At 69.6% G+C, this 25482-nt stretch carries 21 protein-coding genes; 11 read left to right on the forward strand and 10 right to left on the reverse strand.

Features of this window, described 5'->3' with window-relative positions; genetic code table 11:
• Positions 1-9: 9 nt before the first annotated feature.
• Positions 10-2757: a CHAT domain-containing protein gene (locus tag ACN469_RS32850; RefSeq protein ID WP_498774413.1), complete on the reverse strand. Its 2748-nt coding sequence runs from the start codon at positions 2755-2757 to the stop codon at positions 10-12.
• A gap of 491 nt (positions 2758-3248) precedes the next feature.
• On the opposite strand from ACN469_RS32850, the gene ACN469_RS32855 reads away from it, so the two are divergent.
• On the forward strand, positions 3249-4298 hold the full coding sequence (locus ACN469_RS32855; protein ID WP_498774415.1) for a heparin lyase I family protein: 1050 nt from the start codon (positions 3249-3251) through the stop codon (positions 4296-4298).
• 111 nt (positions 4299-4409) lie between these two features.
• Here the strand turns inward: ACN469_RS32855 and ACN469_RS32860 are convergent, their stop codons facing one another.
• The 3 genes from ACN469_RS32860 to ACN469_RS32870 form a co-directional block, all read right to left on the reverse strand.
• A complete protein-coding gene (locus tag ACN469_RS32860) occupies positions 4410-5951 on the reverse strand; it encodes a DHA2 family efflux MFS transporter permease subunit (protein WP_498774417.1) in 1542 nt (513 codons plus the stop codon).
• Between the two features lie 2 nt (positions 5952-5953).
• Positions 5954-7201: an HlyD family secretion protein gene (locus tag ACN469_RS32865; protein WP_498774419.1), complete on the reverse strand. Its 1248-nt coding sequence runs from the start codon at positions 7199-7201 to the stop codon at positions 5954-5956.
• A 108-nt stretch (positions 7202-7309) separates the two neighbouring features.
• A complete protein-coding gene (locus tag ACN469_RS32870; RefSeq protein WP_498774421.1) occupies positions 7310-7831 on the reverse strand; it encodes a MarR family winged helix-turn-helix transcriptional regulator in 522 nt (173 codons plus the stop codon).
• Positions 7832-7998: 167 nt separating this feature from the next.
• Here ACN469_RS32870 and ACN469_RS32875 point away from each other — a divergent pair, with 167 nt between their 5' ends.
• Both ACN469_RS32875 and ACN469_RS32880 read left to right on the forward strand, forming a co-directional pair.
• Positions 7999-8232 carry a hypothetical protein gene (locus ACN469_RS32875; protein WP_141643471.1) on the forward strand — a complete coding sequence of 78 codons (234 nt, stop codon included), beginning with the start codon at positions 7999-8001 and terminating at the stop codon, positions 8230-8232.
• Positions 8233-8269: 37 nt separating this feature from the next.
• Positions 8270-8821 carry a metal-dependent hydrolase gene (locus tag ACN469_RS32880; RefSeq protein ID WP_498774423.1) on the forward strand — a complete coding sequence of 184 codons (552 nt, stop codon included), beginning with the start codon at positions 8270-8272 and terminating at the stop codon, positions 8819-8821.
• Positions 8822-8831: 10 nt separating this feature from the next.
• Here the strand turns inward: ACN469_RS32880 and ACN469_RS32885 are convergent, their stop codons facing one another.
• Positions 8832-9938 (reverse strand): tetratricopeptide repeat protein, encoded by a 1107-nt coding sequence (locus ACN469_RS32885; protein WP_498774425.1) that lies wholly within the window; start codon positions 9936-9938, stop codon positions 8832-8834.
• Positions 9939-9951: 13 nt separating this feature from the next.
• Positions 9952-11145 carry a D-Ala-D-Ala carboxypeptidase family metallohydrolase gene (locus ACN469_RS32890; protein ID WP_498774426.1) on the reverse strand — a complete coding sequence of 398 codons (1194 nt, stop codon included), beginning with the start codon at positions 11143-11145 and terminating at the stop codon, positions 9952-9954.
• A 350-nt stretch (positions 11146-11495) separates the two neighbouring features.
• On the opposite strand from ACN469_RS32890, the gene cobT reads away from it, so the two are divergent.
• Genes cobT through ACN469_RS32905 form a run of 3 tightly spaced genes read left to right on the forward strand, consistent with a single transcriptional unit; the run spans position 11496 to position 13997 of the window.
• Positions 11496-12557 carry a nicotinate-nucleotide--dimethylbenzimidazole phosphoribosyltransferase gene (cobT, locus tag ACN469_RS32895; protein ID WP_498774428.1) on the forward strand — a complete coding sequence of 354 codons (1062 nt, stop codon included), beginning with the start codon at positions 11496-11498 and terminating at the stop codon, positions 12555-12557.
• Between the two features lie 52 nt (positions 12558-12609).
• Entirely contained in the window at positions 12610-13350 is a 741-nt protein-coding gene (gene cobS / locus ACN469_RS32900) for an adenosylcobinamide-GDP ribazoletransferase (protein WP_498774430.1), read from the forward strand.
• Positions 13351-13376: 26 nt separating this feature from the next.
• Positions 13377-13997 (forward strand): histidine phosphatase family protein, encoded by a 621-nt coding sequence (locus ACN469_RS32905; protein ID WP_498774432.1) that lies wholly within the window; start codon positions 13377-13379, stop codon positions 13995-13997.
• 9 nt (positions 13998-14006) lie between these two features.
• Here ACN469_RS32905 and ACN469_RS32910 read toward each other — a convergent pair whose 3' ends face one another.
• The 3 genes from ACN469_RS32910 to ACN469_RS32920 are packed head-to-tail and all read right to left on the reverse strand — an operon-like array spanning position 14007 to position 16611.
• A complete protein-coding gene (locus ACN469_RS32910; RefSeq protein ID WP_498774434.1) occupies positions 14007-14951 on the reverse strand; it encodes a FecCD family ABC transporter permease in 945 nt (314 codons plus the stop codon).
• Positions 14948-15742, reverse strand: a complete 795-nt coding sequence (locus ACN469_RS32915) for an ABC transporter ATP-binding protein (protein ID WP_498774436.1) — start codon at positions 15740-15742, stop codon at positions 14948-14950. The genes ACN469_RS32910 and ACN469_RS32915 overlap by 4 nt, the downstream gene beginning before the upstream one ends.
• The gene (locus tag ACN469_RS32920) at positions 15739-16611 is read right to left on the reverse strand and encodes an ABC transporter substrate-binding protein (protein ID WP_498774438.1); all 873 of its coding nucleotides are present in this window, start codon (positions 16609-16611) and stop codon (positions 15739-15741) included. Before ACN469_RS32920 ends, ACN469_RS32915 begins: the two co-directional genes overlap by 4 nt.
• A 62-nt stretch (positions 16612-16673) precedes the next feature.
• Between ACN469_RS32920 and ACN469_RS32925 the strand changes: the two genes are divergently transcribed.
• The 5 genes from ACN469_RS32925 to ACN469_RS32945 all read left to right on the forward strand — a co-directional run bounded on the left by ACN469_RS32925 (position 16674) and on the right by ACN469_RS32945 (position 24369).
• Positions 16674-18146: a cobyric acid synthase gene (locus ACN469_RS32925; RefSeq protein WP_498774440.1), complete on the forward strand. Its 1473-nt coding sequence runs from the start codon at positions 16674-16676 to the stop codon at positions 18144-18146.
• A 63-nt stretch (positions 18147-18209) separates the two neighbouring features.
• Positions 18210-19475: a hypothetical protein gene (locus ACN469_RS32930; RefSeq protein ID WP_498774442.1), complete on the forward strand. Its 1266-nt coding sequence runs from the start codon at positions 18210-18212 to the stop codon at positions 19473-19475.
• Positions 19476-19623: 148 nt separating this feature from the next.
• Complete coding sequence (locus ACN469_RS32935) at positions 19624-21234, forward strand: MXAN_6577-like cysteine-rich protein (RefSeq protein WP_498774444.1); 1611 nt, start codon at positions 19624-19626, stop codon at positions 21232-21234.
• A 304-nt stretch (positions 21235-21538) separates the two neighbouring features.
• Positions 21539-23020: a sensor histidine kinase gene (locus ACN469_RS32940; RefSeq protein ID WP_498774446.1), complete on the forward strand. Its 1482-nt coding sequence runs from the start codon at positions 21539-21541 to the stop codon at positions 23018-23020.
• Positions 23002-24369, forward strand: coding sequence for a sigma-54-dependent transcriptional regulator (locus ACN469_RS32945; protein ID WP_498774448.1), 1368 nt, complete (start codon positions 23002-23004; stop codon positions 24367-24369). Before ACN469_RS32940 ends, ACN469_RS32945 begins: the two co-directional genes overlap by 19 nt.
• A 3-nt stretch (positions 24370-24372) precedes the next feature.
• On the opposite strand, the gene ACN469_RS32950 is transcribed toward ACN469_RS32945, so the two are convergent.
• On the reverse strand, positions 24373-25179 hold the full coding sequence (locus tag ACN469_RS32950) for a glutaminyl-peptide cyclotransferase (protein ID WP_498774449.1): 807 nt from the start codon (positions 25177-25179) through the stop codon (positions 24373-24375).
• Positions 25180-25482: the final 303 nt, after the last annotated feature.

Consider the following 25482-nt stretch of genomic DNA (forward strand, 5'->3'; position numbering starts at 1 on the left):
CGCGCGGGCTCAGTCGGACGTCTCCACCAGCAGCACGTGGTGCGTCCAGCCGTTGCGGGCGTCGCGCGCGAGCCACTGCTGGCGCTCGTCGCGCAGGGCCACCGCGGGCGCGGTGCCTCCGCGGATGCGCTGGCGCACGCCGTCGAAGAAGCGGCCCGCCGCGTCGGGGATGTCCACGGTGGAGGCGAGCACCGCGCGCGCGCCCGCCTCGATGAAGGCGGCAGGCAGGCTGAAGGGCTCGTGGGTGGTGGTGGAGGCCAGCCGGCCCGCGCTGCACGCCGCGAGGAAGACGAGCGGCGAGGCCGCCAGCTTCTGCTTCCGGACGATGTCCGCTGTCAGCGCATAGCGGCCGTTGCCCTCGGGCGACAGCACCACCAGCGAGGCGTCGGAGAGGACCGGGTCGCTGATGCCGTGCGCGTGAATCTCGATTTCCGTCGCGTCCGACATGCGGGAGAGCACGCGCGAGGGCGTGGCCTCCGAGCCCGACAGCAGCTCCAGCTCCGCGGGCTCCGACCCGGTCGGCGGCGTCCACGTGGGCAGCCGGGGCAGTTGCAGGAGCGCGGGCGCCTCCACGCTGGAGACCACCAGTCGTCGGGACGTGGGCGCCCCACCGGGAGGCGGCAGCGTACGTCCCATGCGGAAGCTCCAGGGCTGCTCCGCGGGCAGCAGGTCCGTGCGTCCGAAGATGGGCGCCCAGGCCAGCACGTCCACCTGGGGGCAGCCTCGCAGCGCCTGCCGCAGGCGCTCGGGGACGAGCTGCGCGCTGGTGCTCGCGGCGAAGGGCGCCTTGCGGTCTCCCTGGTAGTCGCCCACCAGCTCACCGCCCGGGCCCCGCGCGACGGCCACGGAGCGCTCGTTGTGCACGGCGGCGGCCAGCGCGCACGTCGCGGGCACCTGCGTGCCGAGCTGCTGGGCCATCAACTCCAGCACGCGCGCGTAGTCGCCGGTGCGCCCCGCGTCGGTGACGAGCGAGGAGTAGCTCAGCGTCCAGGACTCGCGCGCCAGCACGTCGGTGGCCGGCAGCTTCCGCGCGTCCTCGATGGCGCGCGTGAGCAACTCCACGCCCCGCTCGTGCTCCCGGTCCAGCGCGAAGCGGCCCTCGATGTAGCGCGCGTACACCGCGTCGCCGGGCATCGGGTTGTTGACCCGCGCGACGTCGAACACATGGCGCAGCCGCTCCGCGTCCTTCGGGTCCGGACGCGCGCGCGCCATCTCCGCGAACGTCGCTCCGAACATCAGGTCCAGCGGCGCCTGGGGGCACGCGGCGGCGGCGGCCAGCGAGTCACGCGCGGCCTCCGGACGCAGCGACAGGTAGTACGTGTGGGCCCGATTGATGTGCGGCCAGTAGCAGGTGTCGATGCGACCGCCGCGCGCGGACCACTCCTCCACGTAGGCGATGGCGCTGGAGAAGTCGCCGCGGTCTCTCGCGATGTGGTTGAGGTTCTCCAGCGCCGTCAGCTCCAAGTCCCACTCCTGGAGCTGGCGCGCCCAGGACCAGGCGGTGCGCGTGTGCTGCTCGGCCTCCGTCAGCCGCCGCAGGTCCGCGTAGAGGATGCCCAGGCGGATCTCCAGCTCCACGCAGCGCGTGGAGAAGGCGCCCTCGCGGCAGCGCTGGAGCGCGTTGAACAGGCGCTGCTCGGCCTTCCACCACTCGCCGTCCGCCGTCTCCTTGCGCGCAAGCTCCCGCTCCAGGAAGAGGTTGAACCAGGAGTCCTGCTCACGCTGGGCGCGAGACACCAGGTCCGGCAGGTAGCGCAGCGCGGCCTTGTTGTGCAGCGCCAGCCCCACGAAGAGGTCGTCCTCCCCCGAGGCGCGCACCGACTCCACCAACGACTCCGGCGCGCTGACGCGCTTGCGCACCAGCTCCGCGTAGCCCTTCGCCAGCTCCCCCCGGCGGGCGAAGTCGCGGGAAGCGACGCGCGTCACGTAGTCCCCGAGCGAGGTGCCCCCCTGGATGCGGTCCAGCTCCCGCGCCAGCGGTATCAGCGCCAGCACGCGCTCCTTGGAGGGCGCCGCGCGGACCACGTCATAGAAGTGCTGTCGCACGACGCCCGGGCTCTGACGCGCCTCGTGGAGGGGCAGCGGCGCCTGTGCATCGTCCATCAGCGCCAGCGTCGCGTCGCGCGCGCCGCGCCACCTGCGGGCCCGCTCCTGCGTCTCCTCGCGCAGCGTCAGCGCGTGCGCCTTCGCCTCGCGGCTCCACCCCTGCTCTCCGAGCGCGGCCACCTTCTCGAAGGTCTCCGCCGCCTTCATGGTGAGGCCCATGTCGCGGAGCACCAGCGCGCGGTTCCACAGCGCCTGCGGATGCTGGGGCCTGGACGCCAGCACGCCGTCCAAGAGGCGCAGCGCCTGCTCGTGGGCTCCCTTCGCCAGGTGCACGGCGGCCAGGTCACTGTCGCGGTCCGGGGACGCGGTCATCCGCTCCAGGAAGGAGCCGGATTGGTTCCACTCGCCCTGCAAGCCGTACGCGGCGGCGATGCCCGCCCAGTCGCCGTCCTCCTCCAGCCGGGCCAGCTCTTTCAACGGGATGGGCTCGGGAGGGATGAGACAGCCACCGGCGGAGACGCGCGGGCGATAGCGGTCGGCCTCCGGATAGGTGAGTCGGGCCTCGATGCGCGCGGATGCTCGGCGCTCGGCCCAGAATCGCGTCTCCACCCCGTTCCCCCCGGACGGTGTGCGCGCGAGCAGGAAGGTGACAACGAGCACGGGCGCGGCCAACGCCAGGACCAGGGCCTTGTCGTAAGTCGACTTCAACATGCTGCCCCCTCGGGCGGCCTCCCCCAAGCAGCCGCCCACGCGTTGGGTTCTACACCAACCCTCCTGCTGCCGCCGACTTTCGACGGAAATGAGACACCCGCACCCACGAGGACGACGTTCGGGAGTCCACGTCCGTCTCGTACGAACGGACATCCGGCCGAATCCTCGCGTGCGTGATGACGCAGGTCTGGATTTCCGGTGCAACGGCAGACGTGCGGGACAACGACACCTCCTCAGGCCGAGCAGCAGACGAGCACGACGCGACGCGAGGTGGCCCGAGCACCCACCCACGACGCGGCGCTCCATCCCCCGGAAATCACTGTCGCGGATGACAATTGGCGAGCGAGGACGAAGGCGCCGTGTCGCTTCGTGCCACTCCGAGCAAGCAGACGAGGCCTCGAAGTCCTGGGGGTTGGCAGCCAGTCACGAGCGGGAAGTAGCACGCCCGGCCGGGTGTCCCCATGCGCCAACCCGGAATGAAAGGACCTCGTTTGACCGCATTCCTTCGACTCGCCGCCCTGATGTTTGTGGTTCCCTCACTCGCTTCCGCTGAAGTGGTGTGGAAGGGCGACTTCGAGACCGGAAACATTTCGCAGTGGACGCGCTCGCAGAGCGTCTCCAACAGCCGCCTCCAGGTGGTGACGGACATGGTGCGCGAAGGCCGCTATGCCCTGAAGGCCACCGTTCGCCAGGGCGATGACCCCATCGGCGCGAGCGGCCACCGCAACGAGCTGCTCTACATCAGCGAGGAGAAGACGGGCTCCACGTACTTCTACAAGTGGAGCACGCTGTTCCCGCAGAACTACCCGCTGTCGGACGGGTGGCAGGTGTTCGCGCAGTGGCACCAGGAGGGCTGCTGTGGCTCGCCGCCACTGGAGTTCTTCGTGAAGGGAGACCGGATGTTCCTGCGCGTGGGCGGCTCCGAGGCCCCCATCGCCTGGGAAGGCCCCCTGTCCCGGGGCGCGTGGCACGACTTCGTGCTCCAGGTGAAGTGGTCGTCCAACGCGAAGGTCGGCTTCGTTCAGCTCTGGCACAACGGGAAGGTGGCGCTGCCGAAGAAGATGGGCGCCACGCAGTTCGGCAGCGAGATGAACTACCTGAAGCTCGGCCTGTACCGCGAGGACAGCATCAAGCCCGAGGCGAGCGTGTACCACGACGGCTTCACCATGAGCACCGCACTCGAGGATGTGATGCCGCCCGCGCCGGTGCCCGAGCCCGTCCCCGAGCCGACTCCCACGCCCACCCCGACGCCGGACCCCACGCCGACTCCGACTCCGACTCCGGAGCCCACCCCTACCCCGACTCCCACGCCGCCGGTCATCTCCGTCCCCACGCTGCCCGGCACCGGCGCGCCGAACGTCGGCGTGGTCAACAATGACAATGGCACCAACAACCCGATGGACGAGAGTGGCCCGCAGGGCTGTGGTGCTTCGGCCACGGGCGGGGCGCCGTTCGTCGCCGCCACCGCGCTGCTGGCCATGGCCGGGCTCTTGAGCCGTCGTCGCAAGCCCGTGGAAGTCCGCGCCCGTCGTCAGCGCTGAGACGAACCGGCGGACTCTCTTCCGCCTCCTGGAAAACGAAAGCGGGTCCGTTCCTCGAGAGCGGACCCGCTTCTTGTTTTCAGCGCGTGTTCGGCGCGAGCCGCCGGGGCCTCAGTGAGCGCCTTCCACCTTCACGCCGGGATTGGCGCGCTGGAGGAGGAACACCAGCACCAGTGAGCACGCGAAGATGGCGGTGAGCACGGTGAAGTTGGCGTTGAAGGCCCGCACCAGCGCCTGCATGTTGATGCGCTGGCTGAACAGGCCGTAGGCGGCGGACAGCGGGTCCGTCACCCGAGCGCCCACCGCGGCCTTGAGGGCGGCGAGCTGCTCCTGCGTCACCTGGCTGTACGGGTCCACGTGCGACGTGAGCGCCGTGGTGTTCACCTTCGTCAGCCGGTTGAGCGCGCTGCTCATCCACGCGGTGCCGATGGAGCCACCCAGCTCGCGCGTCAGGTTGAAGAGCCCCGCCGCGTTGCCGCGCTGGTCCGGCCGCAGGTTGCTGAGCGCCATCACCGACAGGGGCACGAAGATGAAGCCCATGGAGCAGGCGCGGATGAACACCGGGGTAATCAGCGCCGCCTCGTCCGCCGTGCTGCTCAAGTGGCCGTTGGTCCACAGCGACAGGCACATGCCGACGATGCCCAGGCCCACCAGCCAGCGCCCATCCAGCTTGCCGCCGAACTTGCCGATGAGCGGCATCAACAGCACCTGGATAAAGCTGCCCTTGAGGAACACCAGGCCGATGTCGAGCGCCGAGTAGTGCATCACCGTGCCGCAGAAGAGGCTGAAGAGGAACGAGCCTCCGAACAGCGCGGTCCCCACGAGGAAGTTCACCCCCGTGGCCGCCGCATAGGAGCGGTTGGCGAACACCCGCAAGTCCACCACCGGCTCGGGGGTCTCCAGCTGGTGGACGACGAAGGTGATGAGCGCCACGCCCGCCACCACGGCGAGCACGGTGATTTTCACGCTGTCGAACCAGTCCTCGCGCGTGCCCTCCTCCAGCACGAACTGGAGCGCCGCCATGCCCACCGCGAGCAGGGCGATTCCCCAGCGGTCCACGCGGGCCGTGGAGGGCACGAAGTCCTCTTGCCCGATGTGGCGCCACGCCATGTACGCGGCGAACAGGCCCACCGGCAGGTTGATGAGGAATATCCAATGCCAGCTCGCCACCTCGATGAGCAGGCCGCCCACGGTGGGCCCCAGGAGCGGCCCCGTCACCGCGCCCAGGCCGAAGAGCGCGCCGGCCATGCCGTGCTCCTTCTGCGGATAGCGCGCGAAGAGGATGGCCTGCGACGTGGGGATGATGGCGCCGCCCCCCATGCCCTGGAGGATGCGGAAGACCACCAGCGAAGGCAGGTTCCACGCGAGGCCACACAGCACGCTGGCCGCGGTGAAGATGAGGATGGACGCGGTGAAGTAGCGCCGGAAGCCGAAGCGCCGCTGGAGCCAGCCCGTCATCGGGATGACCACCACGTTCGCCATCATGTAGCCGGTGGACACCCAGGCAATCTGGTCCAACGGCGTGCCGAAGCTCGCGCGGATATCGCTGAGCGCGACGTTGACGATGGAGATGTCCAGCACGGACATCAGCGCCGCGGCCATGGCGGCGATGGTGATACCGGCCTTGGAGCCGGTGATGACGTCGCCCTTCACGACTAGTTGCTCCTCGTGTCGACGGTGACGACGGCGCTCATGCCCGGCTTGAGCGCGACCTTCGACTCACCGTCGAAGCGGATGAGCACGGGGATGCGCTGCACCACCTTCACGAAGTTGCCGGACGCGTTGTCCGGAGGCAGCAGTGCGAAGCGCGCGCCGCTGGCGCCGGCCAGGCTGTCCACGTGGCCCTTGAAGGCGTGGCCGCCAAACGCATCCACCTCCACCTCCACCGGCTGACCCGCCTTCATCTCGCCGACCTGGTCCTCCTTGAAGTTGGCCACCACCCACACGTCGTCCTGCGGCACCACCGCCATCAGCGGACGCTCCGGGCCCACCATCTGCCCCACCTCCACCGTGCGGCGGCTCACCACGCCGTCCACCGGCGCGCGCACGTGCGTATAGGAGACGGCCAGCTCCGCCAGGTGCAGCGCCGCCTGGGCCTGCTTGAGCTTCGCGTCGGACAGCTTCACCGCCGCCTGCGCCGCCTGCACCTGCACCGGCCCCGTCTCCGCGGCGGCGAGCTTCCCCTGCGCCGTCTCCAGTCCACCGGAGGAGCCCTGCACCCCCGCCTGCGTGGAAATCAATCGCGCGCGCGACACGTCCAGCAACGCCTTCGCCTGGTCATACGCGGACTGCCGCGCGTCCAGGTCCGCCTGCGTCACCGCGCCCTCCGACTTCAGCGCCTTCACGCGCGTCATGTCCGCGTCCGCCAGCTTGAAGCGGGCCTCGGCCGCCGCCACGTCCGCGTGCGCCTGGTCCTGCGCGGCCCTGGACGAGCTGATGCCGCTGCTCGCCTGCACCACCCCACCGCGCGCTTGCCGCAGGTTCGCGCCGGCGTTGGCCTCGGTGAGCGAGAGCTGCGACTGCGCGTTGGACGCCTGCGCCTCCGCGCTCGACACGTCCGCGCGAGCGACCTCCAGCTTCGCGTCCAGGTCCGTGGAGTCGAGCTCCACGAGCACGTCGCCGGCCTTCACCGCCTGGTTGTCGCTCACCAGCACCTTGGCCACCATGCCGGACACGCGAGGCGACACGTTGGCGATGCGGCCCTCCACCTGCGCGTCATCCGTGGACTCGTGGCCACGCGTCAGCACCCAGCGGGCGCCGCCTCCCACCAGCGCCAGCGCGACGAGGGCGGGCAACACCTTCTTCGCTCGCGAGCGCGGCGCGGCGGGCTCCTTCGCGACGGAGGGGAGGTTCTTCGGAACATCGGGGTCCTGCGCATCCAAGGAAGGGGAAGCAGTGCTCATGGTGGTTCTCAAAGGTTCAGCGAGTCGATAATTTGGTGGCTAACCATCTGGCTGCGGCGGGTCATCCGCCGGATTTGGCAGAGGGGAATCAAGGGGTCAGGGGGTGGCTCAGGGCTCCCGGAAGGCCGGGATGCCGGTGGAGACCTTGGCCAGCAGCTCGCGCAGGGTGGCGCGCTCCTGCTCGCTCAACGGCGACATGAGCGCGGCCACGCGACGGTAGTGCTCGGGGAGCATCCCTTCGAGCAGTTGCCGGGCCTTCGGCGTGAGGTGCACGGTGTACATGCGGCGGTCTTCCGGGTGGTCCTCCCGGGAGATGAGGCCGTCCTTCTCCAGCGTGTCGAGCAGGCCCGTCATGGTGGCGCGGCTCACACATGAGCTCTCCGCCAGCTCCGCCGGAATGAGCCCTCGGCCGTCCTCCGTCTCGCTGGTGGAGAACAGCCGGACGAGCACGGTGAAGCGCCCCTTCGACAGCCCATGCCGCGCCAGGCTGGCGTCGTAGGCGTCGGACAAGTCGTTCGACAGGCGCAGCAGGGTGATGCACGTCTCCAGCCCGCTCGAGTCGAGCTGCGGGAAGCGTTTCGCCAGTCGCTGCAACCGCTCGAAGCGGGTGATGGGAGGACTCACGCTCATCTCGATGCCCGGCGAAAGAATGTCGCCCGCAAGTCGTAAGGCCCCTAACTAGTGCGCGCAACAAAAATCCGCGAGGGGGGCTCCAGAAAGAGACAGGCAGGGCTGCTCGCCTGCCCTGGAATGAAGCCAGGCCCCCGAAGGGGCACGTGCACCGTTATGAAGGGGGCGTGCTCGACGTGAAGGACCCCACCGTCCAGGAGGCGCTGCGCCGTGCCTCCGAGGAGGCCGGGCTGCCGGACTACCTGCGCAGCTGCGTGTACGGCCTGCTCAGGGACCCGGAGGGGGACTGGTCTCCGTGCTGTGGTGGAGGCTGCCAGCCGTGCTCGGCCACGCTGGCGGACGTGGCGGTGCGGACGCTGGAGTTGTTGGGCACGCCCCGGCGCTCGCCCGTGCCCACGTGAGCGCGAGGCCCTGCGGCTGACGTAGGCTCGGGGCTTCATGAATCCCCTCGTCCATGCGGAGTTCTCGTGGCTGGCGGCGCAAGGACTGCGCGAGCGCAGGGACCGCATCCTCGTCACCTGCGCGGGGCTGGCGCCGGACCTGGACGGGCTCACGCTGCTCGGGGGCGAGGAGCTGTACGTGCGCTATCACCACGTGCTGTTCCATGGCTTCGTGGGCGCGCTCGTCACCGCCGCGGCGTGCATGGCGCTGGGGCGACAGCGGCTGCGCGTGGGGCTGCTCGCGCTGGGGACCTTCCACCTGCACCTGCTCTGCGACCTCGCGGGCAGCGGGCCCGGGTGGCCCATCTACTATTACTGGCCCATCAGCTTCCGGGAGTGGTTCTGGCAGGGGCAGTGGAACCTGTCCTCGTGGCAGAACGCCGTCATCGGACTCTTCACCACGCTGGCGTGCTTCGCGTGCGCGCTTCGCTGGCGAAGGACGTTCGTGGAGCTGCTGTCCCCGCGCTGGGACGCGGAGGTGACGAAGACCTTGCGGCGACGCTTCCTCGGAGAGCGCGAGCCGTCGGCACCGGAGAGCGTGGAGCGCTGAAGTCCGGACCTCACGGCTGACGGCAGTCGCGCCGCAGGGTCTCCACCTGGTCCTGGGGCATGGCTCGCACGGTGGCGGGCGCGAGTTCCTTGAAGCGCTCGCACTTCTCCTTCGAGTCGGACTCCTGCTCCAGATGCTGGGTGGCCACCTGCGCGGCCTGCGTCGGCTCGCCCTTGTCTTGATAGAGGCGCTCCAGCATCACGTGCGCCCCCTCCACCTTCGGGTTCTCTTCTATCTGTCGCTTCGCGGCGACAATGGCCTCGTCGACCCGACCCTGGCGCTCCAGCTCCGTGGCCTGCTGGAGTGACGCCGTCTCCGTGCAGTACGGGAGCAGCGCTTTCACCTTCTTCGACAGCTCCGTCTTCTGCTCGTACAGCTTCGGGTCCGCGGCCCGCCAGACCTCGCAGCGCGTGGCGCGACGCTCGCCCTGCATGAGCGTCGACACGCGCTCGGTGACCTGGGTCGCGTCCTTGGGGCGCCCCACGTCCTCCAGCCGCTTCGCGAAGTCCAGGTGCGCCAGCGCGTCGCTCGAGTCGCGATAGGGGCTCACCTCCAGGTGCTTCTGGTAGCTGCGCACCGCCGCGTCCACCTCTCCCACCGCCAGCTCCGTGCGCGCCAGCTCCCGGTTCGCCTGCGGATGGGCGGGGTTCAGCTCCACCGTGCGCCGCAGCAGCGGCAGTCGCCCCGCTTCGTCCTTCTGTCGCAGGCTCAGCTCCCAGTACGGCCTCGCGTCCTTCGACCCCAGCTCCACCTGTCGCCGGTAGATGTCCAACGCGCGCTGCCGCAAGTCCCCTTGGGAGCGCGCCTGCGGTGACTCGCGAAACGACGTGTTCCAGTACGCCTGCGCCAGCGCGAGCTGCACGTCCTGCTGGTCCGGGTTCTCCGCCGCCGCCTCCTGGAGCAGGCCGATGGCCTTCGCGCAGCCCGCCTTGTCGAAGCCGTCCGAGGGACAGTTTCGCTGCGCCAGTCGGATGCCCTCCTTCGCCGTGGGCGACAGCGTGGCGGGTGTCGCCACGGAGGGCTTGGCCGCCGCGGAGGGCGGCGGGGATGGTGGAGTCTGGGCCAGCACGGGCGAGAGCAACCCCCACCCCGCGACGAGTAGAACCTTCGCGCTCATCTGTCCTCCTGGCTCAACGCTGGATGTGGACGTGGTCCGCCGCCGGGTCATTGCAGTCGAGGAACGTCACCGGCCCGTTCTCCGTGAAGCTGTCTTCCTCACCCACCACCCGGATGCCCGCCAGCTCCACCAGGCACATGAGCTGCCGCGCATCCCTGCCCGGAATCACCATGGAGCGCGGGTCGATGTCGAGCGCGCGCCCCCGGGTGTGCCGACTGTTGATGGAGCCCGAGCCGATGAACCGGTTGCGCTGCGGGTTGCGGAACGCGCTGGTGATGAAGGGCTCGATGCTGATGGTCGTGGCGCGGTTGTTCGCGCTCGTGTCGGCCCGCCGATTCGGTCCAGCGAGGATGGAGCCCGCGCACAGGCCGCCCACGCGGAGCCCCGAGCACACGTCATCTCCGCTGGGAGTCGTGTCCCCCAGGGGTCCGAGCATCAGCACCGAGGGCCCGGGCGACACCACCACCGTCGCGGAGCTCCTCGTCACCGTCCCCACCGGCACCACCTGCACGTCATCCTTGAGGAGCTTGTTCAGCTCGGCGTCCACGTCCTGGAGCAGCTTGTCCAGGTCGCCCGGCGTCTCCTCGGCGATGAGCGTGTAGTTGCCCCGGTTGAGCGTCGTGTTCCCCGGCACGCGGACGTTGGCCAGCGTCGGCTGGAAGTCCGTGTCGTAATCCACGTACTCCTGTCTCAGCGTGTCCGTCTCGTCCTGGCGCAGGAACGACGACGGAGGCAGCTTCACCTCCAGCTTCCCGCCATCGTCCAGGTCGAGCGTGCCCACCACCTCGTACTCGAGCGGAGGATTGGGGTCTCGACTGCCGGCCACCGACTGCGAGGACTTGCCACGGAACGTCAGCTCCGCGCCCGTCGCCGTGGCGGGCTCCGGGGGGCCGGTGCGCGTGCCCACCGGCGCCACCGTCCACTTGATGCGGTCCACCAGCCCCGCCTCGCCTCCCGTGACGCGTGCGCGGACCACCAGCTCCTCGCTCGTCACGAACGACGTGCGCGTCGGCGTGCCCTCGCGGCGCGTGAAGGCCTCCATGATGGCCAGCGACACCGGCTCGCTACCGCTCGGCGTCTTGACCTCCACCAGGGGCGGAGGCTCTCCACTGCCTCCCGTGCCCGTCGGTTCCGTCTCGCCCTCGCACTTGCAGCTCGCGACGAGCGCCAGCAGCGCGGGCCACCACCATCGTGCATTCCTTTTCACGAGCGCATCCCCCCGCCACCCCAGAACCCGGGACAGCCGTGCAGCGGTCCGCGCACTTTCATCCGCGCCGCGCCGCGCGCCAGGGGTCCGCGCATCCGGCCTGTCACGGACCCGACGCGCTGGCGCTCAACCCCTCACTGCTCGACGGTGCGCCCGCCTCACGGGGCAACCCGGCCCACCGGCTCACACGGCCCTGGAAGGCAGGCCCCGCGTGGAGTGCGCGACAGCACACGTGCGTGCGGGCTTGTGTCCACCATCGTTCAGGGCCGTGCACCCGGTTCCGCCGACGGACATTGCCTCGTGGCCTCGCGCGCGCCTAGCTTGAAGGGGTTTCCCTCGAAGGGGGCTCCATGTCTGCGTACCGTGACGTGCTCGCCAGGATTCCCGAACCTGACGCCGAGGCAGGCAGACAGTGCCAGGGCCTGCTGGACATGAAGACGAAGCCGCAGGGCAGCCTGGGACGCCTGGAGGAGCTGGCGTGTCAGTGGGCCGCGCTGCGTGGCGAGCCCGCGCCGGCGATGCCTCGCAAGGGGCTGCTGGTGATGGCGGCGGACCATGGCGTGACGGAGGAAGGCGTGAGCGCCTACCCCACCGAAGTCACGGCGCAGATGGTGGCCAACTTCGCCCGGGGTGGCGCCGCCATCAACGTGCTCGCGCGACAGTACGGCGTGCGCGTGGAGGTCGTCGACATGGGCGTGCGCGTGCCGGTGGATGGACTGGAGGGCGTGCGCATGCACCGCCAGGGCCCCGGCACGGCCAACTTCGCCCGAGGCCCCGCCATGTCACGCAAGACGGCCGAGGAGGCCCTGAGCGTGGGCGCGGCGCTCGCGCTGGAGTTGGCGGACTCGGGCGTGACGCTGCTGGGCCTGGGTGAGATGGGCATCGGCAACACCACCGCGTCGGCGGCGCTCACGTGCGTGCTCGCGGGGGTGTCACCCGACATGGCCACCGGGCGCGGTACGGGCGTGGACGACGCGGGCCTGTCGCGCAAGGTGGACGTGGTGCGGCGCGCGCTCGCGGTGAACCAGCCGGACGCGGCGGACCCGCTGGACGTGCTCGCCAAGGTGGGCGGCTTCGAAATCGCGGGCCTCGCGGGCGCGGCGCTGGGCGCGGCCTCGCGACGGGTCCCCGTCATGCTGGATGGCTTCATCTCCTCTGTCGCCGGGCTGGTGGCCGCGAGGCTGTGTCCCAAGGTGATGCCCTTCCTGCTCTCCAGTCACATGTCGCGCGAGGCGGGCCACCGCAGGGTGCTGGAGGCGCTGCGGCTGCGCCCCCTGCTCGACCTGGGCCTGCGACTGGGCGAGGGCACTGGCGCCGTGATGGCGATGGGGCTGGTGGACAGCAGCCTGCACATACTGCACGAGATGGCGACGTTCGCCTCGGCGGGGGTGGCGGAGAAGAGCCGACGCTGAGGCTCGCTCCGCTGGCCGAAACGTGGCAGGAGTCGCGGCACGCACCGCGCCCATGAAGCGACTCCTCGCCAGCATCTCCTTCCTCACCCGCATCCCCGTCCCTGGAGCCGCCACGTTCGACGCCGCCGACGTGGGCCGCGCGACGCTGTGCTTTCCGCTGGTGGGCGCGCTCCTGGCCGCACTGCTCGTCTGCGTGCGACTGGCGCTCTACCCCTTGCTGCCGTCGATGGTGACGGCCTACCTGCTGCTCGCCGTCTACGCGCTGCTCACCGGCGCGCTGCACCTGGACGGGCTGGCGGACATGGCGGACGGCTTCGGCGGCGGGCGCACGAAGGAGGACGTGCTGCGCATCATGAGGGACCACGTCATCGGCGCGTATGGCGGTGTCGCCCTGCTGCTGACCGTGGGCCTCAAGGCCAGCGCGCTCGCGGCGCTGCTGGAGCGCGGACAGGCGGACTCAGCGCTGGTGGTGGCGTTGGTGCTGGGCCGCTGGGGCTCCGTCCCTCAAGGGTGGTTGCTGCCCTATGCGCGGCGGAGCGGTGGCCTCGGCATGGCCATCACCGACCATGTCGGCCGCGTCGAAGTCGTGGGCGCCACGGTGCTGGCGCTCGGCTTCGCGCTGGGGTTGATGGGCTGGAAGGGCGGCGCGGCCCTGGTGCTGGTGGCGTGCGTGTCGGCGCTCCAGGGGCTCTGGTGCCGGAAGAAGATTGACGGCATCACCGGCGATACCATGGGCGCCAACACCGAGGTGTGCGAGGCGCTGGTGCTCGTGCTGGTGCTGGCGCTCGGCTGAGTCACTCGGAAGGAAGGGAACGCGGCGTGGACTGGCGAATGCCGAGCGGTGTGACGCGCATGATTCTGGTGCGGCACGGCAGACCCTCCGAGGAGATGAAGGGCCGGTGCTACGGGCGGCTCGACGTGGGCCTCGCGCCGGAGGGCCATGTCCAGGCGGAGCGGGCCGCGCGCCTGCTGGCCCAGGTGGAGTTCCAGGCCCTCTACTCGAGCCCCCGGCTCAGGGCGCTCGACACGGCGCGACGGCTGGCCGAGGACCGCGGCATGGACCTCCGCGTGGAGGAGGCCTTCCGCGAAATCGACTTCGGCCTCTTCGAGGGCCTCACCTACGAGGAGGCGGAGCGCCTGCATCCCGCGGTGTACGCGGAGTGGATGGCGCATCCCGAGCGGGTGCGGTTTCCGGAGGGAGAGACCTTCTCCGAGATGCGCGAGCGCGTCCGTGAAGGAGGACGCGCGCTGCGGGCACGGCATGTCGGTCAGTGCTTCGCCCTGGTGTCACATGGAGGCGTCAACCGCACGCTCCTCGCCGAGTCCCTGGGCATGGCGGACCAGCACCTGTTCCGACTGGACCAGGTCCACGCCGCCGTGAATGTCATCGACTTCCACGGTGACGAGCCGGTGGTGAAGTTGATGAACGCGGAGCCCTGACCCCTCGGCTCAGGGCGACTTGCGCGCCACCAGGTAGACGAGGAGCGGGGTGCCCAGGGCCGCTGTCACCATCCCCACGGGAGGCTCCTTGCCGGGCAGGATGAGGCGGGCCACCGCGTCACAGAGCACGAGGAAGCTGGCTCCCACCACCACGGAGCACGGCAACAGCACGCGCCGACTCACGCCCAGCGTCCTCCGGACGATGTGGGGGACGATGAGCTCCACGAAGGCGATGGGGCCGCACCACGCGACACAGCCCGCCACGCCCAGCGCGCCCAGGCCGATGGACGCCATGCGGACCGCGCGCACGTGGACGCCCTGCGACTCGGCGTGCTCCTCGCCAGCGATGAACACCTCCAGCGCCCGCGTCAGTGACAGCAGGCCCACGACCGACACGGCGGCGATGGGCAGCAACATCACGACGTTCTGATAACCCACCTGCGGCAGGTGGCCCATGGTCCACCGCATGGCCGCGAGCAGCTCCGCGGAGTCCGCCGAGAACTGCACGCCCGTGGAGATGGCGCCCGCCGCCATGGAGAAGGCGATGCCCGCGAGGACCAGGTCGTTCATCCGCACGTTGCGTCCCGCCGCGATGGCGGCCACCAGCAGGCTGACCCCCAGCGCGCCCGCGAAGGCGGCGGCGGTGATGAGCGGCAGCCCCCCCCACAGCGCGGCGCGAGCGCCCAGGACGATGGCCACCAGCGCGCCCAGCGTGGCGCCGGCCGTGGTGCCCACGGTGCTCGGCGCGGCGAGCGGGTTGGAGAAGAGGGACTGGTACACCGCGCCCACCAGCGACAGCGTGCCGCCCACCACCAGCGCCATCAGCGTCCGGGGGATGCGCAGTTGCCAAAGGATGAAGTCCTGGGCGTGCGGCGGCATGGGCGGCCCGACGAAGGGCGCCACGGCGACCACGAGCGCGCACACCACCAACATCACCACCAGCCGCGTCTTCATTCCCCACGCTCCAGGGACATGCCCACGAAGACCCGGCGGTTCTCGACTTCAACGCCCCGCATCCGCACGGAGAACACCCGGCCCAGGTGCTCGCCCAGGTCCGGTGCGTCGTAGTGCGACTCGAAGGCGACGCGGCCCTTCGACAAGCCCAGCACCCGAATCCGTCCCTCGCCGCCCGCGCGCGTCGCATGGGCGAGCACGTTGATGTCGTGGGTGATGCACAGCACGCCCAGCCCCGAGCGCCACATCTGCCCCACGAGCGCGTACAGCTCCAGTTGCTGGGCCGGGTCCAGGAAGTTGGCGGGCTCGTCCAGCATCACCAGGGGCGCTTCCTGCGCCAGCAGCGCCGCCACTGCGACGCGCTGCTGCTCGCCGCCGGAGAGCTCGGTGATGCGTCGCGAGGCGAGCGCCTCCGCCTGGACGCGGGCGAGCGCCGCGAGCGCGGCTTCCTCCGAGCGCCGGTGGGATTCCTTGAAGCGGTAGCGCGCGGCTGCCACGTGCTCCAGCGCGGTGATGGGCTCGGACACCTGGACGCGCTGGGGCAGCCACGCCAGGAACGCGGCGCGCTCCCGGGGCGAGAGGGAACCCGCGTCGCTTCCATTCATCGTGACGCGGCCCGCGTCGGGGCGTTGCAGCCCGAGCGCCACACGCATCAGCGTCGTCTTGCCCGCGCCATTGGGGCCCACCACGGCGACGAAGTCTCCCGGCGCCACGCGGAGGGACACATCCTCCAGCAGCGTCCGCTCACCCTTGCGCACCGTCGCCCCGGAGACCTCCAGAAGAGACGTCATGGGGTCTTCGCGTCGAAGCGCAGCGCGGCCTGGAGCTGCTCCACCACGTCCAGGATGCGCGGGCCGGTGGACTGCACGCCCGGGCCCGCCACCAGCTTCACCCTTCCCTCCTTCACCGCGCGCAGCACCGTCAGTTGCTTCCACGCGGCGAGCTGACGCGCCTCGGCCTCCGGCGTCGGGCGCGGGCCCTCTTGCAGCACCAGGATGATGTCCGGGTCCAACGTCATGAGCTGCTCGATGGAGATGTTGGGCGGACCAGCGGGGTCCTCGGCGACGGCGTTGCGCGCACCCGCTGCTTCGAGGGCCGCGCCGTGGAGCGAGCCCTTGCGGATGTACCAGATGCTGGAGAGCGCGGCCTCCGCGTCTCCAATCACCAGCAGTACCCGGGGCGCATCCGGTGGCGCCTTTCGCTTCAGCGTCGTCTCCACGCGCTGGGCCAGCTTCGTGGCCGCGTCCTCGCGTCCTGTCTGGCGGCCCAGCTCGCGAATCCCGTTGGCCACGTCGTCGACGGAGAGCCAGGGCAGCACCTTCACCGGGGCGAGCGCGGACAGGGAGCCCGCGGGTGCCTGCTTCACCTGCTCATCGATGATGAGGGTGGGCTTGAGTCGGGCGATGGCCTCGTAGTTGGGCGACAGCGTGGAGCCCACCTTGGGCACGGAGGCCGTCTCGGGGGGCCAGGAGGCCCAGTCGGAGAGGCCCACCACCTGCTCGCCCGCTCCCAGCACATAGAGCGTCTCCGTGATTCCTGGCGACAGCGAGACGATTCGCCGCGTCCCCGCGTCCGGAGTCTGGGCCGGCGCCGAGCGCTGGCAACCCATGAGGAGCGTGAGGGAGAGGACGAGCAGGGAGAGAGAGCGCGCGACGGACATGAGCGGCGAGGAACCCGTGAGAGGTTGGCGCCCTATAGTGCACGCGCGCCAGGAGGCCCGCCATGCCGAAGCATCCCCACCTCATGATTCAAGGCACGGGCTCGCACGTGGGGAAGACCACGCTCGTCGCCGGCCTGTGCCGCCTGTATGCCAACAAGGGGCTCCGCGTGGCCCCCTTCAAGTCGCAGAACATGTCCCTCAACTCCTTCGTCACGGAGGAGAACGAGGAAATCGCCCGAGCCACGGCGGTGCAGTCCTTCGCGGCGAGGCAGCGGCCCATCGTCCACATGAACCCGCTGCTGCTGAAGCCCAAGTCGGACAGCGTCAGTCAGCTCATCATCCACGGCCGACCACACCGGGACGTCGACGCGCGGGAGTACTTCCTCTCGGACATCCACCGCGCGCTGAAGCTCTCCGCCATCCAGGAGTCCATCGACCACCTGACGCGCCACTACGACCTGGTCATCGCGGAGGGCGCGGGGAGCTGCGCGGAGCCCAACCTGCGTCCGTTCGACGTGGTGAACATGGAGGTGGCGCACCGGCTCGACGCGCGGGTGTACGTGGCGACGGACATCGACAAGGGCGGCGTCGCGGCGGAGCTGCTCGGCACGCTGCGGGTGCTGGAGCTGGTGGCGCCGGAGGACTGTGAGCGCATCGCGGGCTTCATCATCAACAAGTTCCGAGGAGACCGGCAGGTGCTCCAGCCCGCCGTGGACTTCATCGAGCACCACACGAAGCGGCCTGTCGTCGGGGTGATGCCCTACCTTTCGCTGGCGCTGGAGGAAGAGGACCGCGTCCAACCCCGGATGCACGGCGCGCCGGAGATCGATGTGGCGGTGGTGTACCTGCCGCACATCTCCAACAGCACGGACTTCGACTACCTCCAGGAGGAGCCCCACGTGCGCGTCCGGTTCGTGCGCTCCGTGGACCAGCTCGGCGCGCCGGACGCCATCATCCTGCCCGGCACCAAGAACACCGTGGGGGACTTGCACCACCTGCGGCGCATCGGCTTCGAGCGGGCGCTCCAGGAGCTGAGCACCACCACGCCCATCGTCGGCATCTGCGGGGGCTTCCAGATGCTCGGGCGGGTGTTGCTCGACGAGGGGCGCCAGGAGTCCGAGCATGGCAGCACCACGGGCCTGGGGTTGTTGGACATCGACGTGGAGTTCCTCCCCGGCAAGACGGTCTTCAATCGTCACTACACGCCCACGTCTGACAATCCCTTCGCGAGCGCGGGCGGAGTGTCAGGGTATGAGATTCACTCCGGACTCGTCAGGTACGCGAGCGCGAGGCCGCTCTACACACATGCGAGTGGCGTGGACGGAGCGGTGCATGAGCGACTGCCCATCTTCGGCACGTTCATCCATGACCTGTTCAAGAACCCCCGCCTCAGTCGGGCGTTCATCGACTCGTTGCGCCAGCGCAAGGGATTGCCAGTCCTGACAGCGCCCCTGTGCAACCATGACACCCGTCGAGAGGACAGTTACAATCGCCTCGCAGCCGCCCTGGCCGAGCACATGACAACCTTTGCCTGACTCCATCCCGCCGAGGGGCGCTTGAGGATTCCCGACTGAAGCGCATGTAGGAGGAGGCTCAACATGAAGCTCGATGGATTCGTTCGTGTCCTGCCACGAGTGGTGCTGCTGTTTGCCTTGGCCTGTCAGCACGAGGCCTACGCACAGGAACAGGCCCAGGTCAGCACCGCCGACAGCAACCTCACCGCCCAGGTGCTCACCCCCGTGGGCACCACGTACCCCTATACCCAGCAGTTGCAGTGGTTGGACTCCGGCCGCTTCATCGTCGGGCGCCTGGATGGCTCCATGACGTTCTTCCGTCCTCCGGGTCCCACCGAGTGGGGACCCATGCTCACCGAGGTCCTGCGCACTCCCGCCAACCGGGGCGTGGAGATGATGGCCGTCCGCGACGCGCGGACCTTCGTCACCTCCAATGACAACACCACCATCACCCTCTGGCGCGAGCGGGACTCCGCGCTGCAAGAAGACGCGGAGCCCGCGCACCTGGACAGGCTCCCCCGCGCGTTCCGCTTCGAGAACTTCGCCTACGACGCGGACGTGGGCACCGCGAACAGCGGCGTCTTCGTCACCCACGCGAATCGCGAGTACCTGGTCACCGGCCACGAGAACGGCTTCGTCCTCATCTGGAGCGTCTCGCGCAACGGCCGCCAGCTCGCGGTGCTGAAGAAGCTCGACGTGCGCTCCCCCGACCCCATCCCCAGCCCCTTCCAGCTCTGGAACGTGCGCGACATCGTCTCGTGGCGCGATGGCATCGTCATCACCGGCGCGGAGGACGGCGACCTGGTGATGCTCCAGCTTCCCCAGGGCAACGTGCTCGCCCGCAAGCGCTACAACCCGAGCGCCCAGCGCGGCATCAACGGCCTGGCCATCCTCGATGACCACCTGGTCGCCGTGGCCTGCTCCGTGGGCTCCACGGACAAGAACACGTGGCTCTTCCGCGTGCGACCCGCCGAGATTCAGTCCCAGGGTTCCGTGGACCTGAAGCAGAACCTGGCCCTGCCCCAGTCCTTCGCGTTCCGCGCCGCCATGGCCCGCGTCGGCGGTCAGCCGTACGTCTTCGCCACCACGCAGGAGGGCCTCTTGTGGACCGTCCTCGTCACCCCCGACGGGCAGCTCCAGGTCCAGGCCTCCAGCTCCGTGGACTTCCCCCTCGGCGAGGCCATTGACTACAACCCGACCACGTCCCAGCTCGCGGCCGTGGGAGTGCTCGTCAACCTCTTCAACGTCGGCGTGCCCACCCCCGCCGCTCCCGGGCCTCGCAAGCAGGCTCCCACCATGGCTCCGCCCCAGGCACCTTCGCTGAGACCCGAGCCCGCTCCGGCGAACTGAGCCTCCCCGCGTCGGGCCCCGGCGCTCCGTGAGTGCTGGGGATTGGCGCGTCGAGCCACAACGGCGCCGCGTGTCTGCTATCGCAGCAGAAGTGGAGCGTCGGCCCGCGCTGGCGTTCTCTCTCTTCTCATCGAAAGGCGGACACCCCATGAATGCCTCACCCCTTCCTCCCGGGCGACACCTCGCGGCCCTGGTCTCCCTGCTGTCATGCCTGCTCCTGACGGGCTGCCCCAACGAAGGCGCCGTCTGTAGCGAGGGGCTCACCCGCTGCGGTGACACCTGCGTGGACCTCACCAGCGAGTCCGCGAACTGCGGCGAGTGTGGCAACACCTGCGGCGCCGGACAGCTCTGCGCGCAGAGCGCGTGCCGCTGTCAGCAGGGCGCCACGGCCTGCGGCGGCGCCTGTGTCGATACCCAGTCCTCGCCCGAGCATTGCGGCGGCTGCGCGGGCGAAGGCGGCGCGGTTTGCAAGAGCTACGAGGTGTGCATGCAGGGCGACTGCCAGGGGAAGTGCGCCGGGGGATTCCTTCAGTGCGGCAACGCGTGCATCAGCGGGGAGTCCGACCCCAACAACTGTGGCGCTTGCGGCAACGTCTGCGGAGACGCCCGCGGTTGCCGGGGCGGCGTGTGTACCTATGACGTGGTGGCCACGTGCTTCAACACCGGGCAGGTGGTGGGCATCCAGTCCGGCTCGGACTTCAAGGGCCCGAACACCGGGGTGTCCTCGTCTCCGCAGAGCGCGGCGCGGATGATGAACGCGCTGCTGGTGCTCGACGCCACGAGCAAGCTCGTCCAGGCGCGCCTGAGCGACTACGGCGTGCTGCCCGCGCGCAACGACACGGGCCGCGCACCCAACCAAATCCTGGTCCTGGACCCGTACCTCTACATCCTCAACTCGTCCGACAACACGCTCCAGATGCTCCGTCGCGAAGGAGCCCCCTTGCCCCCCGGCCCCCGGGGCTCCCACTACCCCGACGGCATCACCCTCGCCGACATCGCGAGCGTGAGCTTCGGCGCCAACACCAATCCCTTCGCCATGACGAGGCTGGGCAACGACCTCTGGGTCACGCTCTACGGCAATCTGCTGGGCGACCCGTCCGCCGGAGGCCGCGTGGTGCGTGTCTCGCTGAACGAGTTCTCCACGCCCGTCGTCATGGACACCATCGAACTGCCCTCGGGGGCCGCGCTGAAGCCCTTCCCCGACAACACGACGCTGTCCACGCCCACCGGCATCACCAGCCACCACGGCAAGCTGTACGTCGCCCTCAACAACCTGAACCCCATCACGTACAGCCCGGGCGGGCCTGGCCTGCTGGCACGCATCGACCCCACGAGCCGCGCGGTGGACCTCATCGAGTTGGGTGAAGGCTGCCTCAACCCGAGCTCCGTGGCTCCCGTGGGCGAGCAGCTCCTCGTCAGCTGCGGCGGCAAGGCCGTCTATGACTCCGACTTCCAGCTGCTGTCCGTGGAGCGCTCGTCACTGGTGCTCCTCGACGCACAGGACCGCGTGGTGTCCACCGCGCCCATCCAATGCTCGCCGGGCATCGGCACCTGTCCGATTCCGGCCGCCGGCCGCTTCGCCGTGGTGGGCAATCGCTCGTACCTGGGCGACACCCACGGCGGGCGCATCTTCGTCCACGAAGTCGTGGGCAGCACGCTCGTCGAGCGTCGGGGATTGTTGGACACGTCGGAGCCCCCCATCGCCGCCTGCCCCGCGAGCGGCTTCTCGCTGGTCAGCGACGTGGTGGCCCTGCCCTGAGGCCGTGAAGCGGGGGCACTTCGCCCCGACGGGGCAATGTGCCCCCGTCCCGGCGGGTCATCCCGTCCCGCCGAGACGCGGTCCTCCGAGGGAAGTCGCGCCGAACACCGCCCTGGCATGGCGGATGCTCAAGGCTCGCGGAGCACGCGACCCACTCGACGGCCGCTCCCACTCCCACCAAGGACTCCGGCGCGACACACTGACCTCTTCTCTCGGCACTCGCGGTACGTTGTGAGTACTTCCTTCCGGTCCATGCGTATTCGACCCCTCCCAGGTGCATGGACCGGAATAGCCTCGACCCATCGTGAGACTCGCTCGCAAGTTCACCCTCGCTCTCGTCCTGCTCGCCGTGGCTGTCATCGCCGGGCTGCAGTTCATCCAGGTCCGCCGTGAGCTGGAGCGCTCGGCGCTCGACATGCAACATGACCACCGGCTGCTCGGTCACACGCTCGCCGGAGCCCTCGGCAAGGCGTGGCAGCTCGCCGGTGAGCGTGAAGCCCTCACCATCCTGAACCAGTCCAACAGCTACCAGGGACAGGTCCACCTGCGCTGGGTCTGGCTGGATGGCGGCCCCGGGACTCCGTCGCTCATCGGCTTCCCGCCGCGCCTGCTGGCCACGCTGCGCCAGGGGCTGGACGGCTCCATGGTGGACCCGAGCCCGGAGCCCGGCCTGCTGCACTCGTACACCCCGGTGCGCATCGGCCCGCGCTTCGGCGCCATCGAAATCACCGAGTCGCTGGGCGAGGAGCGGCAGCACGTCTTCGTCACGGTGGTGGGCACCATCGTCGCCACCGGCACCATCACCTTCGCCTTCTTCATCGCCGCCATGGCCATGGGCCGCAAGCTCGTCGGCGAACCCGTGGACGAGCTGGTCCAACTGGCGAACCGCTTCGGCCAGGGCGACCTGACAGCCCGCGTGCGGCTGCCCACCAAGCGTCGCGGCGACGAAATCACCACCCTGGCCGACGCGATGAACCGCATGGGCGAGCAACTCGAGGAGACGCGCTCGCGCCTGTCCGCGGAGACCGTCGCGCGCCTGTCCGCGGTGGAGCACCTGCGCCACGCCGACCGGCTCACCACCGTGGGCAAGCTCGCCTCCGGCGTGGCGCACGAACTGGGCACTCCGCTCAACGTGGTGATGGGCCGCGCGAAGATGATTTCGTCGGGCGAGGCGGAGGGCGAGGAGGTGGGCGAGTGCGCTCGCATCATCAACCAGCAGGCCCAGCACATGACGGGCATCATCCGGCAGCTGCTCGACTTCGCGCGGCGCCGCGCGCCCCACCGGGCCCCGGAGGACGTGCGGGAGTTGGTGGACCGCTCGCTGTCGCTGCTCAAGCCCATGGCCTCCAAGAAGAGCATCACCCTGGTGGACGACGTGCCTCCAGGTGTCATGCTGGAGGCCGATGGAGGTCAGGTGCAGCAGGTGCTGACGAACCTGGTGATGAACGCGCTGCAGGCGATGAACAAGCCCGGAACCGTGCGCATCCACGCGACCCCCACGCGCGCTACGCCGCCCACGGACGTAGGGGGCGCGGAGAGCAGCTACGTGCGGGTGGACGTGGAGGACGAGGGCGGCGGAATCCCTCCGGACGTGCTGGGCCATGTCTTCGAGCCCTTCTTCACCACGAAGGACGTGGGCGAGGGCACGGGGCTGGGGCTGTCCGTCTCGTATGGTCTCATCCGGGACCATGGCGGTTGGATTGCCGTGCGCAGCAAGCTGGGACGCGGTAGCTGCTTCTCCATCTATCTGCCGAGCGGAGGGGACACATGCCAGGCCGCGTCCTGATGGTCGAGGACGAGCGCGAGATGCGCGCCATGTTGGAGAAGGGACTGACTCGCCGGGGCTATACGCCCGTGGCGCTCGCGTCCGCCGACGAGGCGCTGGCGCGACTGGCCGGCGAGGACTTCGACGTGGTGTTGACGGACCTGCGCATGCCCGGGATGGACGGGCTGGCGCTGTGCGAGCGCATCGTCCTCAACCGGCCGGACATCCCCGTCATCGTGCTGACGGCCTTCGGCAGCCTGGAGACGGCCGTCGCCGCCATCCGCGCGGGCGCGTATGACTTCGTCACCAAGCCCATCGACCTGGACGCGCTGGTGCTGGTGCTGGAGCGCGCGGTGCAGCACCGGGCCCTGCGCGACGAGGTGCGCAGGCTGCGGCAGCAGTTGGGTCGGCAGCAGGACAGCGGCGCAGTGGTGGGCGAGAGCCCCGCGATGCAGCAGGCCTATGCGCTCATCGACCGGGTGGCGGACCTGGACTCCACGGTGTTGATTACCGGCGAGAGCGGCACGGGCAAGGAAGTGGCCGCGCGCGCGGTGCACACGCGGGGTCGCCGCGCCGCGGGGCCGTTCGTGGCACTCAACTGCGCGGCGATGCCGGAGGCGCTGCTGGAGAGCGAGCTGTTCGGCCACGCCAAGGGCGCCTTCACGGACGCCAAGGCGACGCGCACGGGCCTCTTCGTCCAGGCCAATGGCGGCACGCTGTTCCTGGATGAAGTGGGCGAACTGCCGCTCACGCTCCAGCCCAAGCTCCTGCGCGCGCTCCAGGAGCGGGTGGTACGGCCGGTGGGCGGGGACACGGAGATACCGTTCGACGCGCGCATCGTCGCGGCGACGAACCGGGATTTGGAGCTGGCGGTGGAGGAGGGCCGGTTCCGCGAGGACCTGTACTACCGGCTCAACGTCATCGGCGTGGAGCTGCCTCCGCTGCGGGCCCGGGGCAATGACGTGCTGCTCTTGTCGCAGCGCTTCATCGAGCAGTTCGCCGCGCGCAACAACAAGCGCGTGGTGGGGTTGTCGCCGTCAGCGGCGCAGCGACTGTTGGCCTATGGGTGGCCAGGGAACGTGCGCGAGCTGCAGAACTGCATGGAGCGCGCGGTGGCGCTCACGTCGTTCGAGCAGCTCACGGTGGATGACCTGCCCGAGCGCATCCGGAACTACAGCCAGCCGAAGGTGGTGCCGGAGAACACGGACCCGTCGGAGCTGGTGACGCTGGAGGAATTGGAGCGGCGCTACATCCACCGCGTGCTGGAGGCGGTGGGTGGCAGCCGGACGTTGGCGGCGCGCATCCTCGGCGTGGACCGGAAGACGCTGTACCGGAAGCTGGAGCGCGACGACGAGGCGAAGAAGCCCTGAGCGTCAGTCGAGGGTCTCCAGGCGGACCTCGAAGAGCTTCGGCCAGAGCTTGCCGGTCATGAGCATGCGGCCGGTGCCGGGCTCCACCGCGATGCCGTTGAGGACGGCCTCGCGGTTGTCCAGCTGGGGGGCCACGGCGCGCGTCAGGGCGGAGGCGTCGATGATGGCGACGACCTGGCCGGTGGCGGGGTCGATTTCCAGCACGCTCGAGGAGTGCCAGACATTGGCGTAGATGACGCCGTTGGCGCACTCCAGCTCGTTGAGCTGGTCCATGGGGTGGCCTTGCAGCGTGACTTCCACCGAGCCCAGCGGCTCGAAGGTTTCGAGCGAGTGGAAGGTCAGCGTGGAGCTGCCGTCGCTGCGGACCAGGCGGCCCTCCCAGAAGCACAGGCCCCAGCCATCACCGGAGTAGCGCGTGGTGCGCTCGCGTACAGGGGGCAGGCCGCTCCAGGTGTAGAGCAGACCTTCCGTCCAGGTGAGCTGGTAGAGGCGCTCGCCGTCACTGGCGAGTCCCTCCGTGAAGATGTTGCCCAGCTCTTCCATCCACACGGGCGTGGCGGACTGGAGGGAGAGCTCGCGCAGCGTGCCTTCGTGGCCGGTGCTCTCGAAGAGGCGGCCTTGATGGAAGACGAGCCCCTGCGTGAAGGCCTCCGTCGAATGCGGATACTCCTGGACGATGCGGGCGACCTTGCGCACGGGGCCGGAGTCCGGAGTGATGCGCCGCTGCGTGGGGCCACAGCTACAGCCGTTGCCCATCCCCATGCCCAGGACACAGAGCGCCGACACCCATGCTGTTTGATTCGCGTGCATCGCGGGGGCCACGCAAGCAGGAAATAAGGGACCAATGTAACATACATGAAATTCGTTAAACAACGAACTAGTGACACCCTATCAGAGGGTCCAACCTACCAGGGTCTCAACAGAACTCTTTTCATAATCTAAAGTAAAATCCTCCACGATAGAAGAGCCGTGGCGCCTACAAATCAGTAGAAAACGCCCCTGCAGAAAATGGCCTCAATGGCCGAACGAGCCTCTCGGCACCTACAAAGGACGCATCCGGAAAGGGCGCCTCAAAACGAGTCACATCAGGTGACCGGATTCGGTCCAGGACAG

Source organism: Corallococcus terminator (assembly GCF_049194865.1).
GTDB lineage: Bacteria > Myxococcota > Myxococcia > Myxococcales > Myxococcaceae > Myxococcus > Myxococcus terminator_A.

What these genes read in the sequence shown, in the direction of transcription:
- ACN469_RS32915 (WP_498774436.1), bottom strand. Translation starts at nt 15,742, where the DNA reads ATGACGTCTCTTCTGGAGGTCTCCGGGGCGACGGTGCGCAAGGGTGAG.
- ACN469_RS32935 (WP_498774444.1), top strand. Translation starts at nt 19,624, where the DNA reads ATGAATGCCTCACCCCTTCCTCCCGGGCGACACCTCGCGGCCCTGGTC.
- ACN469_RS32930 (WP_498774442.1), top strand. Translation starts at nt 18,210, where the DNA reads ATGAAGCTCGATGGATTCGTTCGTGTCCTGCCACGAGTGGTGCTGCTG.
- ACN469_RS32870 (WP_498774421.1), bottom strand. Translation starts at nt 7,831, where the DNA reads ATGAGCGTGAGTCCTCCCATCACCCGCTTCGAGCGGTTGCAGCGACTG.
- ACN469_RS32880 (WP_498774423.1), top strand. Translation starts at nt 8,270, where the DNA reads ATGAATCCCCTCGTCCATGCGGAGTTCTCGTGGCTGGCGGCGCAAGGA.
- cobT (WP_498774428.1), top strand. Translation starts at nt 11,496, where the DNA reads ATGTCTGCGTACCGTGACGTGCTCGCCAGGATTCCCGAACCTGACGCC.
- ACN469_RS32950 (WP_498774449.1), bottom strand. Translation starts at nt 25,179, where the DNA reads ATGCACGCGAATCAAACAGCATGGGTGTCGGCGCTCTGTGTCCTGGGC.
- ACN469_RS32945 (WP_498774448.1), top strand. Translation starts at nt 23,002, where the DNA reads ATGCCAGGCCGCGTCCTGATGGTCGAGGACGAGCGCGAGATGCGCGCC.
- ACN469_RS32925 (WP_498774440.1), top strand. Translation starts at nt 16,674, where the DNA reads ATGCCGAAGCATCCCCACCTCATGATTCAAGGCACGGGCTCGCACGTG.
- ACN469_RS32885 (WP_498774425.1), bottom strand. Translation starts at nt 9,938, where the DNA reads ATGAGCGCGAAGGTTCTACTCGTCGCGGGGTGGGGGTTGCTCTCGCCC.
- ACN469_RS32865 (WP_498774419.1), bottom strand. Translation starts at nt 7,201, where the DNA reads ATGAGCACTGCTTCCCCTTCCTTGGATGCGCAGGACCCCGATGTTCCG.
- ACN469_RS32920 (WP_498774438.1), bottom strand. Translation starts at nt 16,611, where the DNA reads ATGTCCGTCGCGCGCTCTCTCTCCCTGCTCGTCCTCTCCCTCACGCTC.
- ACN469_RS32850 (WP_498774413.1), bottom strand. Translation starts at nt 2,757, where the DNA reads ATGTTGAAGTCGACTTACGACAAGGCCCTGGTCCTGGCGTTGGCCGCG.
- cobS (WP_498774430.1), top strand. Translation starts at nt 12,610, where the DNA reads ATGAAGCGACTCCTCGCCAGCATCTCCTTCCTCACCCGCATCCCCGTC.
- ACN469_RS32910 (WP_498774434.1), bottom strand. Translation starts at nt 14,951, where the DNA reads ATGAAGACGCGGCTGGTGGTGATGTTGGTGGTGTGCGCGCTCGTGGTC.